This window comes from Pseudarthrobacter sp. MOO13 (assembly GCF_058267655.1).
In genome coordinates this window covers 2,393,418-2,407,253 of sequence record NZ_CM177848.1, presented here as the reverse complement: position 1 = coordinate 2,407,253, position 13,836 = coordinate 2,393,418, and the positions used below count along the sequence as shown (strand labels likewise).

The following is a 13,836-nucleotide window of genomic DNA, read 5'->3' as shown; positions in this document are numbered from 1 at the left end:
AGGCTAAGCCTATGGTGGATCAGCCCGGGGACGGCGAATATCCGGAACATTGGGAGGCCGATGTCGTCCTGCGTGACGGCGGAACGGCGCACCTGCGGCCCATCCACCCGTCGGATGCCGACGCTGTCCAGGCCTTCCATACCCGGCAGTCGCAGAATTCAATCTACATGCGCTTCTTTGCGTTCAAGGCCAGGCTGTCCGCCAAGGAACTCAAGCGCTTCACTGAGGTCGACTACAAGGACCGGGTGGCGTTCGTCATCACCATCCACGGCGAGATCATCGGTATCGGCCGCTACGACCGCCTCGCCGACCCCACCGAGGCAGAGGTGGCCTTCAACATCGCCGACGCCCACCAGGGCAGGGGCATCGGCTCCATCCTGCTGGAGCACCTGGCCGCCGCCGCGCACGAAAACGGGATCCGCAAGTTCACCGCCGAGGTGCTGCCGGAAAACCGCAAGATGCTGATGGTGTTCTCCGACGCCGGTTACGACGTCAAGCGGCATTTCGATGACGGCGTCGTCAGCCTTGAGTTCAACGTGGAGCCTACCGAGAAATCGCGTGCCGTCATGGAATCCCGCGAACACCGCGCCGAGGCGAGGAGCGTCCGGGGCCTGCTGGCGCCGTCGTCCGTTGCCGTCATCGGTGCCAGCCGCAAGTGGGGCACCGTGGGGTACCAGCTGCTGGAGCACATCATCGAGGGCGGCTTCCACGGGTCCGTATACGCGATCAACCCGGAGGCGCTGGAACTGGCGGGAATGATGTCCTACGGAAGGCTCTCCGAAGTTCCAGAACCCGTCCAGCTGGCCATCGTCGCCGTTCCTTACGAGGAGGTGGCCGGCGTCATGGAAGACTGCGCAGCCGCCGGGGTAAAGGGCGTGGTGATGGCCACGGCAGGCTTCGCGGACGACGGCGAACGCGGCCTCCTGCGGCAGCGCGCCATGGTGCGCCAGGCCAGGGCCAACGGGATGCGCGTGATCGGCCCGGCGTCGCTGGGCATCGCCAACACGCACCCGGACGTGTCGCTGAATGCGTCGATGGCTCCCACCATGCCGCTGCGTGGCGGGCTGGGCCTGTTCAGCCAGTCAGCGGCGATCGGCGTCTCGCTGTACGCGGCGTCCAGCCGGCGCCGCCTGGGGCTCTCCAGCCTGCTCTCGGCCGGCAACCGGGCAGACGTTTCGGGCAACGACATGATGCAGTACTGGGAGGACGACGGCGATACCACCGCCGTGGGCCTGTACCTGGAGTCCATTGGCAACCCGCGCAAGTTCTCCAGGATCGCCCGGCGCCTGGCCCGCACCAAGCCGGTGATCGTTGCCAAGTCGGACACCATGGGATTGCGGCTGCCGCCCGGGCACGCCGTCCGGACCACGCAGGCACCGGCCGGTGCCCTGGACGCCATGCTGCGCCAGTCGGGCGTGATCCGCGTGGAAACCGTGGAAGAGCTCGTGGACGTTGCCCAGGTGGTGTCGGGCCAGGCGCTTCCGGCCGGGCCCGACGTCGCCATCTTCAGCAACTCCCAGGCCCTCGGCAACGTGGTGGCGGACAGCGCAGTGGCGCACGGGCTGGGCGTTGCCCAGGTGGTCTCCGGCCTCGACCTGGACACGGGCCAGTCGGTGGCGCTGCCAGCGCTGCGGAAGGCACTCCTTGACGCCCTGGCCTCGGATACCGTGCACGCCGCCGTCGCAGCCCTGCTGCCCGCAAGGGGCTTGACCGTAGACGCCGTGGCCCGGGTCCTGGCGGAGTGTGCGGCCGCGGCGGGGAAACCGGTGGTGGCTGCCTTCACCGGCATCCTGGACCCCGCCATCAACGTGGAGGGCCTGGTGGGCGCCGACGGGTCCACTGTTCCCTGCTTCTCCAACCCCGGCGCCGCCGTTGCTGCCCTTGCTGCCGTGGTGCGGTATGCGGAGTGGGCTGCCCGCGACCAAGGACACTTCGTGGAACCGGCCGGCTGCGATCCCCGCAAGGCCGAGGCCGAACTCGACGAGCTGCTGCGGGACGTCACCGGTGAACAGCTCAAGCAACTGGAACCGGCAGCAGCGGCGTCCCTCCTGGGGCACTACGGCATCACCGTCCTGCCGTCGACAGCCTTCAACACACCGGATGAGGCCGTGCAGGCCGCGGAAGCCCTCGGCTGGCCCGTCGTACTGAAGACCACGGACCCGGCCCTCCGGCACCGGCTGGACCTGGGCGGGGTACGCCTCGGCATCGAGGACGCCGAGTCGCTGCGCCAGAACGTGGCGCAGATGCGGCGGGCGCTCGCGGCCTACGGTGACCCGGCCCTTGAGGTCCAGTCCATGGCACCGGTGGGCCAGGCCTGCACTTTCCGGGCCATCGAAGACCCGTTGCTTGGCCCGGTGATCTCGTTCGGCCTCGCCGGTGACGCCGTCAACCTGCTCGACGACTGGGCTCACCGGGTTCCGCCGCTGTCCGCCGCCGACGTCCACGACTTCATCCGTGCCCCCAGGGCATCAAGGAAACTGTTCGGGTACCAAGGGCTGCCGGCCGTTGATGTGCCGGCCCTTGAGGACCTGGCCGCCAGGCTGGCCTGGATGAAGGACAACCACCCGGAGATCGCGCTCGTGGAATTCAACCCCGTCCTGTGCGGCACGTCCGGGGCCACGATCCTCGCCGCTGACGTGCGGATTGGCAACGCGGCGCAGCGGACAGACAGTGCCCGCAGGGCAATGCTGGGCTGAGGCGGTTAGCAAGTGACCGGCCGATCTGTGAAAATGGGGGCATGAGCTTCCAGCCTCCCGCGTCGGCGCCCGAAACGCCCGGCAATGAAAACCAGGCACTCCGCCAGCACAGCTCACACCACCACGGACTCCAGGGCCAGAGCCTCGAAGACGCGCTGCAGAAGGCCGGCTTCTACCCGCGACTGGTCTCCGACGTCGTTGACGACGCCCTGGATGGTCGGGACTGCGTAGCGCACCTGGTGCACCTGGAAACCCATTTTGACCGGGCGGAGGTGCGGCGCCACATCACGGTGCTGGTGCTCACCGCGGACATGCTGGTCATCACCCACGTGGACGACCAGCAGCTGGACGAGGCGGGGGAGCAGATCGTCGCGCAGATCTCCACCGAATCAGTTCCCGTGGCCCAGATCCGCTCCGTGGTCCTGAGCTACATGTACGCCCAGCCGCAGAACTACAAGCCCTCGGATCCCGTCCGCGAATTGACCCTGTCGATTGCGTGGTCCGGCGGGCAACGCCTGGACATGGGTCCCGCCAGCTGCGGGGACCCGCAGTGCGAAGCGGACCACGGCTACACGGGCACCATCGCGCAGGAAGACATCGTGCTCCGCATCAGCGCCGAGGCCGACGGGCTGCAGGCCGTGCAGGACGCCAAGCTTTTTGCCCGGGCCCTGCGCGCCGTCAACACCGCATCGGCAGCGCCCGTGCCCCACGTGCAGTCCATGGCTCCCCGTCCGCGGTCCGGGGTGTTCGGAAACCGGCTCAGCCGCGGGCACCAGCAGCGCTGAGATGCCCGAAGCCAGCCACCAAGCCGAACAAACTCCCGCTTCCGGATACACCCCCGATCTTCCGCCCGCTCCTGCCTACGGGCACCGTTCCGTCGCCGAAGTCCTGACCAGTGCTGCGGCGAGCCTGGGGATGGAAGGCTTCGACAACACCTTGGGCCTCCCCGCCGCCAGCCGTGTCTGCGTGGTCCTCGCCGACGGCCTGGGCAGGAACCTGCTGAAGCAGAAAGCCGCCCACACCCCCTTCCTGCGTTCGGTGGTCCAGGCAGGCCAGGGCGACGTCCCTGTATGGCTGGACTCGGCGTTTCCTTCCACCACGGCCGCAGCGTTGGCCAGCTTCGGGACCGGGCTCCCCGCCGGCCAGCACGGCATGGTGGGGTACGACGTCCTGGACCCAGGGCAGGACAAGGTAGTCAACCTCCTGGGCAACTGGGACCCCGGCGTCGATCCGGCCACCTGGCAGCCGTTCCCCACGGTCTTTGAGCGGGTGGCCGGGCAGGCGGATGTCAGCACCGTCAGCCTCGCCCAGTTCAACGGTTCGCCCATGACCCGGGCCGCCCTGCGCGGCGGCAGGTTCATCTCCGGAACCACCGCCCATGCCCGCACCGGCGCTGCCGCCGACGCCATGGCGGGCGCCGGTCCATCCCTGATGTACTTCTACGTGAATGAGCTGGATAAAGCCGGCCACCGCTACGGCTGCCGGTCGGAACAGTGGGAACACCAGTTGGAGGAGCTCGACGCCACGGTCAAGCGGCTCAACTCCTCACTGCCCGCCGGGACCACGATCCTGCTCACCGCAGACCACGGCATGCTCGACATTCCCGAGTCCCAGCGGATCGACTTCTCCGCCGACTCTGCGCTGGTTGACGGCGTCCGGCATACTGCCGGCGAACCCCGGATGGTCCACCTGTACCTCGAAGAGACGCACCTGGATGGCTCTGCCGGCCGGGAACGGCTGGTGGCTGCCTGGAAATCAAGGTTTGGCGACCGGGTATGGGCCTTCACCCGGGAAGAAGCAATCGCCGGGGGACTTTTTGGTGACGTCCGGCCTGCCGTGGAGGGCAGGATCGGTGACGTCATGATCGCGGCGCGGGACGCCGTCGCCCTCTATGACGGGCGGCGCATGCGACCCACCGCCATGGAAGTGGTAGGCCAGCACGGCTCCCTGACCAAAGCCGAGCGTGAGGTCCCGCTGCTCTGTTTTGCAGCCGACGGAAGGAGCCGCCGGCGTGGCTGAACTCATTTTCTTTTCCGGCACCATGGACTGCGGAAAATCCACGCTGGCCCTGCAGATGGACTACAACCACCGGGCACGCGGCCGCGGCGGTGTGCGGTTCAGCCGCAACGACCGCGCCGGCGAATCCCGCATCTCCAGCCGGCTGGGCCTGGAGACGGACGCCGTGGAGGTGCTGGACAGCACGGACTTCTGGGAGGAAGTCATGGTCCGGCGCACCCAGGGCAGGCGGGTGGATTACCTTATCTGCGATGAAGCCCAGTTCTACACCCCCGTGCAGGTGGAGCAACTGGCCAAGGTGGTGGACGAGATCGACGTCGACGTCTTCGCATTCGGCATCACTGCCGACTTCCGCACCCGTTTGTTCCCCGGGTCCCAACGCCTTATTGAGCTGGCTGACCGGGTGCAGGTGCTCCAAGTGGAGGCGCTGTGCTGGTGCGGCCGCCGAGCCACGCACAACGCCAGAACGGTCGACGGCGTCATGGTCACCGAGGGTGCGCAGGTGGTGGTCGGCGACGTGGACATGGTGGCCGACGCCGCCACCGCGCAGGCTGCCGAACACGTCCCCGTGGTGGGTTACGAGACGCTGTGCCGCCGGCATTTCATGCGCAGGGTGACGGCGCACGGCGCCAAACTGATGGCCCAGCAGGACGAATTGCTGCCGTTCGAAGTGGACGCCTGCCTCTGGCGCGGTTCAGGTGGACCAGGGGAGCCCCGCGGGACGTAAGTGTCCGCGCAGACCCGGTGGTTGAGCCTGCCGGTGGTTCAGCTTGTCGACACCTGTCCCGTGTCTTTGGGTGACCGGTTGTCGTGGCCGGCCCCTAAATCTCGGACCTTAAATGTCGTACCCCTTTGTGATGATGGGTTTATGGGGAAAGCGGCGGTGGTGGGGGCGTTGGCGGATATTCGTGCTGCCCTTGCGGTGTTGGTTGCCGAGGTGGACGGGTGTGGTGCGGAGCCGTTTTCGGTGGCTGATCCGTTGGCTGGGTTGGCGGATGGTTGCCTTGATGTTCTGGCCGGTGTCCGTGAGGTGGAGGCCCGGGTCGCTGGTTTGAGGGCGCGGGCTGCGGTGGCGTTTGCGGATGCTGCGGGTGTTGTGGCGGGGCCGGGGGTGCCGGTGGTGGCGCAGGAGATGGCGGTCGCGGCGGAGGTTGGGTGTGTGCTGGCGCTGGGTCCGCGGGCTGCGGGGGCGTTCCTGGCCACCTCGCAGGCTGTGGTCAAGGGGTTGCCGTTGACCTTGTCGGCGTTGCAGGCGGGGGTGATCTCCTGGCAGCACGCCACGGTGTTGGCCGATGAAACGGCCGGGTTGGATGCTGCGGGGGCGGCGGGGTTGGAGGCTCATTTCCTGGACCCCGGTGCACCGGATGCGGTGCGGGGGTGTGCGGTGGGGGAGTTGCCGGCGCACCGGTTCCGTGCCAAGGCCAGGGTTTGGCGGGAGCGCCGCCATGCCGGGAGCATCGAGAAACGTCACGCCAAGGGGGTGGTGGACCGGCGGGTGGAGTTCCGGCCGGGACGGGATGGCGTGGCTGGGTGCGTATCTGCCCGCGGACCAGGCGGCAGCGGGCTGGAACCGGCTGACCGCTGTGGCCCGGGGACTCCAAGGACCCGGCGAGGCCAGGACCCTCACCCAGCTCCGGGCCGACACCTTCGCGGAGAGTGTGGTGGGTGGCGGCAGCGCGGCCGCCGACTGTACTGCCAGCGGGGCTGTTGACGGAGCCGACCTGCCGCGTTCGCCGATCCGGGCGCAGGTGTTGGTGACCGTGCCGGTGTTTTCGCTGCTCGGGTTGACGGATGAGGCGGCGGTGCTGGATGGGTATGGGCCGATCCCGGCTTCGATGGCGCGCCGGTTGGTCGCGGAGGGTGCGGGAGCGTTTTACCGGGTGCTCGTGGACCCGCGGGACGGGGCACCCCTGGAGATCGGCAGGACCAGCTACCGGGTGGGCAAGGCGATGCGGAACTGGCTCCGGCTCCGGGATGGTAAGTGCCCGTTCCCGGGGTGCAGCAACTCCTCACTGGACACGGAGGCCGATCACATCCTGGCCTGGGTCAACGGCGGGACCACCGGAATCAGCAACCTGGGACAGCCCTGCCCGAAACACCACCGCCTCCGGCATACCACCGGCTGGAAACCCACCCCGGCCAGCAAAACCGAACCACCGGGCTGGACCTCACCGGCCGGCCGCCACTACCCCAGCGAACACCAGGACTGGGGACCACCCACATGGCCCAGGGGATGGCCGGGAGGGATACCTGCACACCCACGCGTGAACGCCCTCGCTGGGACAGGCGGAGCCAACGCCACCAGGCGGATCTACTGCCTGCGCCGGTAGCGGATGTGGGTTGCCAACGGCGAGTGAAGCACCTCGACGGGGTCGAAGTCGAAAGACTCAATGCCGTCGAAGATACGTTCGCCCGAACCGAGAAGCACCGGGGCGATGTCGAGCGTCAATTCGTCCACGACGCCGGCAGCCAGTGCTTGGCGGACGGTCGAGGCTCCACCTGCGATGTCCACGCCCTTGTCTCCGGCGGCTTGGGACGCGGCAGCATAGGCGGCGTCGAATCCCTCGGTGACGAAGTGGAACGTGGTCCCGCCCTCCATCTGGATCGGGTCACGCTCATAGTGGGTGAGGACGAAAACGGGTGCGTGATAAGGCGGTTCCGGGCCCCACCAGCCGTTCCATTCCCCACTCCACTCACCGCGGATGGGACCGAACATGTTCCGGCCCATCACATAGGCGCCGCGAGGCCGCATGAGCCAATTGGCGGCGACCTGGTTGGTTTCGGTGGCCCGGGGGTCGCCGATATGCCAGCCATGCAGCTCGAGCCCGCGTTTACCCAGCGGGTTTTCGCGGCTCTGGTCCGGTCCGGCGACAAAGCCGTCCAGCGAAATGGACATATGGCAGGTTGTGTCCGGCACCGAGAACCTCCTGGTAATTGCGCTTTACACGCGGCCGCGTGCTGGGGATCCTAGCACGTGCCCAAGTCCATCAGGGGCTGCGAGAAAAGCTCCTAGTCGCTTCGGGTTCCAAAAACGATCTCATCCCAGGAGGGGACGCTGGATCGCTTTGGCTTAGCCGACCGTTCCGGCGCCTCGGCCTCCGGAAGTTGGCCGGTGGCGGGGGAAGCGTCGTCCGGCTTCGCCGTGGTGCGGCGGGCGTTCCCGCCAAGCAACTCATCCAGCCCGGCGCCTGGTGCTGCACCTTGGCTGCCGCCCGAAGGTTTCTGCGGGGACGCGGCAATCGTGATTTCCCTCGTGTCCGTGCTGACGCCGTCGTGAAGCCGCAAAGCATCGTCCTGGATGTCGCGGTGCGGCGGGATAAGGCTGAGCCTGGACAGCATGGACGGCCTGGCATCCCTGCGGCGGATAAACGAATCACCTTGGGCTGCCGGTCCGTCACGCTGGTCGTCCTGGGGCTCCGGTTCGTTTGACTCTGGTTCGGGAACCACCTCGGACGGGCGGGGATGGGCCGCCGGTACCCCATGGGTCAGCAGCAGCGCCAAGGCGTCATCAGAATCTTCGTCGACGCCTATCCGCTGGCCACGCCGCGACCGCAGCATATCCAGGAGGCCGTCGGACTCCTTGCCTGACTCCTGGGCCGGGGCGCCCTGGCTGCCGGACGCCTTGGACGAATCCGCGTCGGTTTCAAAGTCGAAGGGGCGGTCCGATACAGCGGTGAGGCGGCGGGCCGGAACAGGTCCGTCCAGCGGCTCAAGCTCACTCAATTGCTGTGCCCACCGGTTGGTGTTCTGCAGCGACTTGCGTGCCGGACTGAACGTCCACAGGGCCGGAGGCTCCTCGCCAATGCCGGAGGTCCCGCCCGGTTTGGCCTCAAAACTCGCGGATACCGTCCAGGTGCCGTCCTGGCGCCGCCACGAATCCCATTCCACCGTCGCGGGATCAATGCCGTGTGCGGACAACCGGTGGGAAACCATGTCGTCCAGGGTGGCCGGGGAATCGCCGAACGCGGACCGGTAGATGTCGTGGCCGGGAGAGGGCGCCGCTACTTCGACTTTCCGCGCCTGCTGCGCAACGTATTCGCGCTCGGCAAGGACCGGACCTTCGTAACGCTCCACCTTGGCCAGCGGCATGCCGGACAACTCGGCCACGTCGGCAGCGGTGGCACCGGCGCGGATCCGGGCCTGGATATCCCTCGGGGACATCGGAACGGCCGGCCGCTCCGCCCGCGGTTTGGCCGCTGACCGACTGGCCGTCCTGAGGGCCTCATCGATCGGCAGCTGGAACATCTCGCCGCCGGCCCCGCCCAACAGGAGATGCGTCCCGTCGTCGTGCACGCCTACAAGCCGTAGATCCTGCATACAAATCCTCCACCCTGGCATTACTATCAATCGAAACTCTGCCACCCGGTGGCGCCGAATTGGCTCAAGGGGCAGGGCGCGCCGTGATTTTCCGCCTGATTCCGGCCCGAACGGGCGGGCCCGCCCTGCGCCGAGGAGGAGTAACCGCAGGTGGAAAGGCTGCGACGGATATTTGTACGCTCAGCCCCGGGTGAGGGCAGCGGCCAGCTTGTCAGGATGCCGGGTGGAGGCGAGCCAGTACGGGGTGCGGTCGGCCGGGTCGGTGATCTCGATCTTCACGACGGGGTCGATCCAGCCCCTGATGCAGAGGTAGGCGAGCCCGTTGAGCCTCGTGCCCCGCTCCGCTGTGGCCTCCCCGGAGGTGAACGGCTCAACGCTGCCGACGAATTTGCGTTCGATGCTGGCCCGTCCGACCGTCAGTGCGTCCCGGGTAACGGTGATGGTTGGAGTGGACAGGACCAGGAGCACGCTGATGATGGCCAGGAGCACCACCGCCGCGGTATACCCGGCCGCCATGCTGATGGGGGCGAAGACCAGGATGCCGGCCGCGGAGACGCCCACGGCAATGACCCAGATCCAGGCGTTGGGCCAGAGCTTCTCCTGGTATGTGACAGGTGTCCCGGCCGAGGGTGTGCTGGGAACGGACGCTGGCGTGCTTGATTCGGGCATATGCCAAGCTTTCCACCTTTGGTCCGCTATTTCATCTTGGGTGCTGCGGCTCCGGATCCGGCCATCTGGGACTGTTGCGGGGGCGCGGGTTAGAGTGAGTGACTGTGACTGAACATCCCACCGCAGTAGACCTCGATCCGGACACGGCATCCCCAGCCTCGCCCACCATGCAGGTCCAGTTGAAGATGCTGGATCCGGACCTGGAAGCTCCCTCCTACGCGCACCCGGGCGACGCCGGAGCGGACCTTCGCGCGCGCGAAGACGTGGTCCTGATGCCGGGGGAGCGCAAACTGGTCCCCACAGGTGTGGCCATTGCCCTGCCCTACGGGTTCGTTGCGCTGATCCACCCGCGCTCCGGACTGGCCACCAAGCACGGGCTGACAATCGTAAACGCACCCGGCACCGTGGATGCCGGCTACCGCGGAGAGATATCGGTTACCCTGCTGAACACCGACTCGTCCCAGCCGATCGAGCTGCGCCGCGGCGATAGAATTGCCCAGATGGTTATCCAGCGGGTGGAACACGCGCACTTCATTCCTGTCGTCGAATTGAGCGGTTCCGTGCGCGGCGCGGGAGGCTTCGGCTCCACCGGCGGGTTCAACGTTCCCGGAGCCTGACACCTCCACCCACAACCGCTGCCACGCCAGCGCGAACGACGGCGGGACCTGGTCCCGGCCGGCAGATTTTGAGAACTGGCACATTCTAGGAACGAAGGAGTCACCCATGGTCTTTGGGCTCGGCAGGAAAGCCAAGAAGGAAGAGCCGGCGCAACCGGCCGAAGAGCTGACGGCAGCGGAATCCGAAGAAGGCCCAACCGCCGCTTCAACGCGCAGCCAGGATGGCCCCTTCGACGAATCCGAGGTAGGCAGCCGGGACGGCTTCGTGGACCTCGGTGCCCTGCTGATCACGCCCAGCGAGGGACTCCAGCTCCGCCTCGAGGTTGAAGAGGCGACGCAGCGGGTGGTGGCCGTAACCCTTGACCTGAACGGATCCAGCCTTCAACTGCAGGCGTTCGCCGCCCCCAAGACAGAAACGCTGTGGGACGAAATCCGCGAACAGATCGGCCAGTCGGTCGGCGCCCAGGGCGGCCAGGTCGAGGAGGTGGAGGGCGCGTTTGGCACGGAGCTGGTTGCCAAACTCCCAGCCGGGCTTCCGGACGGCAGCCAGGGCTACCGCGTGGCCCGTTTCATCGGCGTCGATGGTCCGCGCTGGTTCCTGCGCGGCGTCCTGGGTGGACCCGCAGCCTTGGAGCGACCCGCCGCCGAACCGTTGGAGACCCTGTTCCGGAAGGTGGTGGTGGTCCGGGGCGACAGCCCCATGCCGCCGCGGGATCTCCTGCAGCTGCGGCTGCCCAAGGATGCCTCCGCTACTCCTCCGCCCGCCGGTCCCACATTGGAGGAACCAGAACGTGGTCCCGAAATCACCCAAATCGGCTGAGGCCGCACACGGCGGACCCGCCCAGGCGTCCGGTGGGCTGACCCCATTGGCCCAACTCCCGGACAAGGGACGCGTGCTGTGCCAGGGGCACATCGAATCTGTGACTTTCGTACCCGCGGACCGGACGGCAGAGTTCATTGCCATCGTCTCCGAGACCGGAACCGGACGGCCAGGCCCCGGCCCCGGACGGAACAAGCCCGCACGGCTTCGCATCGTGTGGCTGGGCCGACGACGGGTGCCGGGCATCGAAGCGGGCGCCGAGATCCGGGTCGAAGGAATGCTTGCCCGCGGCAAGGACATGCCCACCATCTTTAATCCCCGTTACGAGATCATGTCCCGCCAGGAGCACGAATGACCGAGCAGCAGCCCGAACAGTCCTCCGAAAACGCCGCCCCGGGCCGGCGGCAGGGGGCGGACCCGTCACCGGCAGCCGCGCCGTCGCCGGTAGCCGGGCTGGCCGCGGAGTACGCGGCCAAGGCGGGGCTCCACCGCACCCACGACGGCAGGGTGGACGTCCTGCGAAGCGCCGGGGGAGTCCAGGGCATTGCGGAAAGCATTGTTCCCGGTTTGGTTTTCCTCGTGGCGTTCACCGTGACACGGGAGCTCACACTCTCCCTGGTTGCTGCCTTGGCATCGGCAGCTGCGTTCACCATCGCCAGGCTGGCACAACGGCGCCCCCTGACCCAGGCCTTGGCGGGCGTGGTGGGCGTCGGCATTTCGGCATGGCTGGCCAACACCACCGGGAAGGCTGAGGATTTCTACCTGCCCGGCTTCTTCACCAACGCCGCCTACATCCTGGCGATGGTGGTTTCAATCATCGTTAAATGGCCGGTCGCCGGGCTCCTCTTCGGTTTCATCCGCAACGAGGGAGTGGAATGGCGCAAAGACCCGGACCGGGTCAAGGCCTACCGGCTGGGCACCTGGATCATCGTTGCGGTCTTGGCGCTCCGGCTCATCGTACAGGTTCCCCTGTACCTGATGGGCTCAGACGGCCTGGCCGCCCTCGCCACGACGCGCCTGATCATGGGCGCGCCCCTGTACATTCTTGGAGTGTGGGTGGCGTGGCTCGTCACCCGCCCGGCTCCGGCCGAAGCCGAAGACCGGGCAGGCGCCGGCCAGGACACCTGATGCCCCCAGCCGCCTGAGGACCCAGGGCCCGGGGCACCTAGCCGTCGAAGCCGTCGTCGTCCGGCACCGGACCGTATTCGCTTGCGGCATGCTGGACGCCGACGGCGGGCTGCGGCGGGGTGCCGGCGTCGATGCTGCCGGGAGCCGAGGAGAGAAGCTCACGCAACCTGTCCTCGGCGGCGATCGTGGTGACGAAGAAGAGTTCGTCGCCGCCGTCAATGACATCGTCCCGGCTCGGGGTGATGGGGGCCTGGTCGCGGAGGATTGCCACCAGGGTGGCGTCTTCCGGCCAGTGGATGTCCCCAACGGTCATGCCGATAACGTGCGAGTCGTGCGGCACGGTGAACTCCACCAGCGATGCAACGCCGGTCTGGAGCGTCAGAAGCCGGACAAGGTCGCCGATCTCAACGGCTTCCTCCACCAGGGCAGTCATCAGCTGCGGGGTGTTGACCGCGACGTCCACGCCCCAGGAGTCGTTGAACATCCAGTCGTTCTTGGGGTTGTTGACCCGGCCAACGGTACGGCCCACGCCGAACTCCGTCTTCGCCAGCAGCGACACCACCAGGTTGACCTTGTCATCACCCGTAGCGGAAACCACGACGTCGGCATCTTCCACCTTGGCGCCCTGGAGCGTCGAGAGCTCACATGCATCACCCACCAGCCAATGGGCACCGCGCAGGCCGCTGCGCCCGATCACCTCCGGCTTCAGGTCGATCAGGAGGATCTCATGCTTGTGCGCCAGCAACTCCCGGGCAATGGATGATCCGACGCTGCCGGCGCCGACGATGACTACTTTCACTGATACTCCTTGGCAGGGGCTTTGGCGAGGATCTGGGCGATCAGGGCGCTGCGGTCCACCTGCAGCATGGCATGCACGGTATCGCCGTCCTGGTACGCGGTGCCCGCGTCCGGCAGCAGGCCTTCGCCGAACCGCGTGAGATAGGCCACGCGGACACCGGCTGCCTTCTCGATGCTGCTGATCCGGTGCCCGATCCAGCCACCGTCCAGGTCCAGCTCAGCCAGGACCAGGCGCCCGGAGGGTTCGCGGAAATCGCCGGCGAGGTGCTGCTCGGGCAGGATCCGGCGCAATACCTGGTCCGCGCTCCAGCGGACGGCTGCCACGGTGGGAATGCCCAGGCGCTGGTAAATCTCGGCACGTCCCGGGTCGTAGATCCTGGCAACCACGTGCGGGACATGGAACGTCTCGCGGGCCACGCGGGTGGCCAGGATGTTCGAATTGTCGCCGCTGGACACCGCCGCGAAGGCATAGGCTTCACCGACGCCGGCCTGCTTCAGGGTGTCCCGGTCGAATCCCACCCCCGTGACCTTCCGGCCCGTGAACCCCTGGCGGAGCCGGCGGAACGCTCGGTCGTCCTGGTCGATGATGGCCACGGAATGGCCGGCATCCTCCAGCGTGTGCGCCAGCGTTGCCCCCACCCGGCCACATCCCATGATCACGAAATGCGCCACCGTATCTCCTCTGTATGTACGTCACGATCGTGCAGCTAGAACTCTACCGGCACGTCCGCGGTTCGGCCCGGCCCGGCTCCGTCATGACATCGTCCGCGATTCC

Annotated in this window: 13 protein-coding genes and 1 pseudogene; 9 read left to right on the top strand and 5 right to left on the bottom strand. The window is 67.4% G+C overall.

Features of this window, described 5'->3' with window-relative positions:
- Positions 1-11 precede the first annotated feature (11 nt).
- The 5 genes and pseudogenes from AC4EEO_RS11125 to AC4EEO_RS11105 all read left to right on the top strand — a co-directional run bounded on the left by AC4EEO_RS11125 (position 12) and on the right by AC4EEO_RS11105 (position 7,042).
- A complete protein-coding gene (locus AC4EEO_RS11125; RefSeq protein ID WP_133832243.1) occupies positions 12-2,696 on the top strand; it encodes a bifunctional acetate--CoA ligase family protein/GNAT family N-acetyltransferase in 2,685 nt (894 codons plus the stop codon).
- A gap of 41 nt (positions 2,697-2,737) precedes the next feature.
- Entirely contained in the window at positions 2,738-3,481 is a 744-nt protein-coding gene (locus AC4EEO_RS11120) for a DUF5998 family protein (RefSeq protein WP_018761098.1), read from the top strand.
- A gap of 1 nt (position 3,482) precedes the next feature.
- Complete coding sequence (locus tag AC4EEO_RS11115) at positions 3,483-4,715, top strand: alkaline phosphatase family protein (protein ID WP_018761099.1); 1,233 nt, start codon at positions 3,483-3,485, stop codon at positions 4,713-4,715.
- Positions 4,708-5,439, top strand: coding sequence for a thymidine kinase (locus tag AC4EEO_RS11110; protein WP_018761100.1), 732 nt, complete (start codon positions 4,708-4,710; stop codon positions 5,437-5,439). The genes AC4EEO_RS11115 and AC4EEO_RS11110 overlap by 8 nt, the downstream gene beginning before the upstream one ends.
- Before the next feature lie 141 nt (positions 5,440-5,580).
- Positions 5,581-7,042: pseudogene (locus tag AC4EEO_RS11105) on the top strand (HNH endonuclease signature motif containing protein).
- Here the strand turns inward: AC4EEO_RS11105 and AC4EEO_RS11100 are convergent.
- From AC4EEO_RS11100 to AC4EEO_RS11090, 3 genes are all read right to left on the bottom strand, one after another.
- Entirely contained in the window at positions 7,024-7,629 is a 606-nt protein-coding gene (locus AC4EEO_RS11100) for a dihydrofolate reductase family protein (protein ID WP_491338852.1), read from the bottom strand. The pseudogene AC4EEO_RS11105 and the gene AC4EEO_RS11100 overlap by 19 nt on opposite strands.
- Before the next feature lie 92 nt (positions 7,630-7,721).
- A complete protein-coding gene (gene sepH / locus AC4EEO_RS11095) occupies positions 7,722-9,029 on the bottom strand; it encodes a septation protein SepH (protein ID WP_491338851.1) in 1,308 nt (435 codons plus the stop codon).
- A gap of 180 nt (positions 9,030-9,209) precedes the next feature.
- Positions 9,210-9,698 (bottom strand): DUF3093 domain-containing protein, encoded by a 489-nt coding sequence (locus tag AC4EEO_RS11090; RefSeq protein ID WP_285248931.1) that lies wholly within the window; start codon positions 9,696-9,698, stop codon positions 9,210-9,212.
- 104 nt (positions 9,699-9,802) lie between these two features.
- On the opposite strand from AC4EEO_RS11090, the gene dut reads away from it, so the two are divergent.
- From dut to AC4EEO_RS11070, 4 genes are all read left to right on the top strand, one after another.
- Positions 9,803-10,315: a dUTP diphosphatase gene (dut, locus tag AC4EEO_RS11085; RefSeq protein ID WP_491338850.1), complete on the top strand. Its 513-nt coding sequence runs from the start codon at positions 9,803-9,805 to the stop codon at positions 10,313-10,315.
- 106 nt (positions 10,316-10,421) lie between these two features.
- The gene (locus tag AC4EEO_RS11080) at positions 10,422-11,135 is read left to right on the top strand and encodes a DUF3710 domain-containing protein (RefSeq protein ID WP_018761105.1); all 714 of its coding nucleotides are present in this window, start codon (positions 10,422-10,424) and stop codon (positions 11,133-11,135) included.
- A gap of 46 nt (positions 11,136-11,181) precedes the next feature.
- Positions 11,182-11,490: a hypothetical protein gene (locus tag AC4EEO_RS11075; protein WP_018761106.1), complete on the top strand. Its 309-nt coding sequence runs from the start codon at positions 11,182-11,184 to the stop codon at positions 11,488-11,490.
- Positions 11,487-12,263, top strand: coding sequence for a DUF3159 domain-containing protein (locus AC4EEO_RS11070; protein WP_491338849.1), 777 nt, complete (start codon positions 11,487-11,489; stop codon positions 12,261-12,263). Before AC4EEO_RS11075 ends, AC4EEO_RS11070 begins: the two co-directional genes overlap by 4 nt.
- Before the next feature lie 37 nt (positions 12,264-12,300).
- Here AC4EEO_RS11070 and AC4EEO_RS11065 read toward each other — a convergent pair whose 3' ends face one another.
- Together AC4EEO_RS11065 and AC4EEO_RS11060 are read right to left on the bottom strand one after the other, a co-directional pair.
- Entirely contained in the window at positions 12,301-13,062 is a 762-nt protein-coding gene (locus AC4EEO_RS11065; RefSeq protein WP_018761108.1) for a potassium channel family protein, read from the bottom strand.
- Positions 13,059-13,733, bottom strand: a complete 675-nt coding sequence (locus AC4EEO_RS11060) for a potassium channel family protein (protein WP_018761109.1) — start codon at positions 13,731-13,733, stop codon at positions 13,059-13,061. Before AC4EEO_RS11060 ends, AC4EEO_RS11065 begins: the two co-directional genes overlap by 4 nt.
- Between the last annotated feature and the right edge of the window lie 103 nt (positions 13,734-13,836).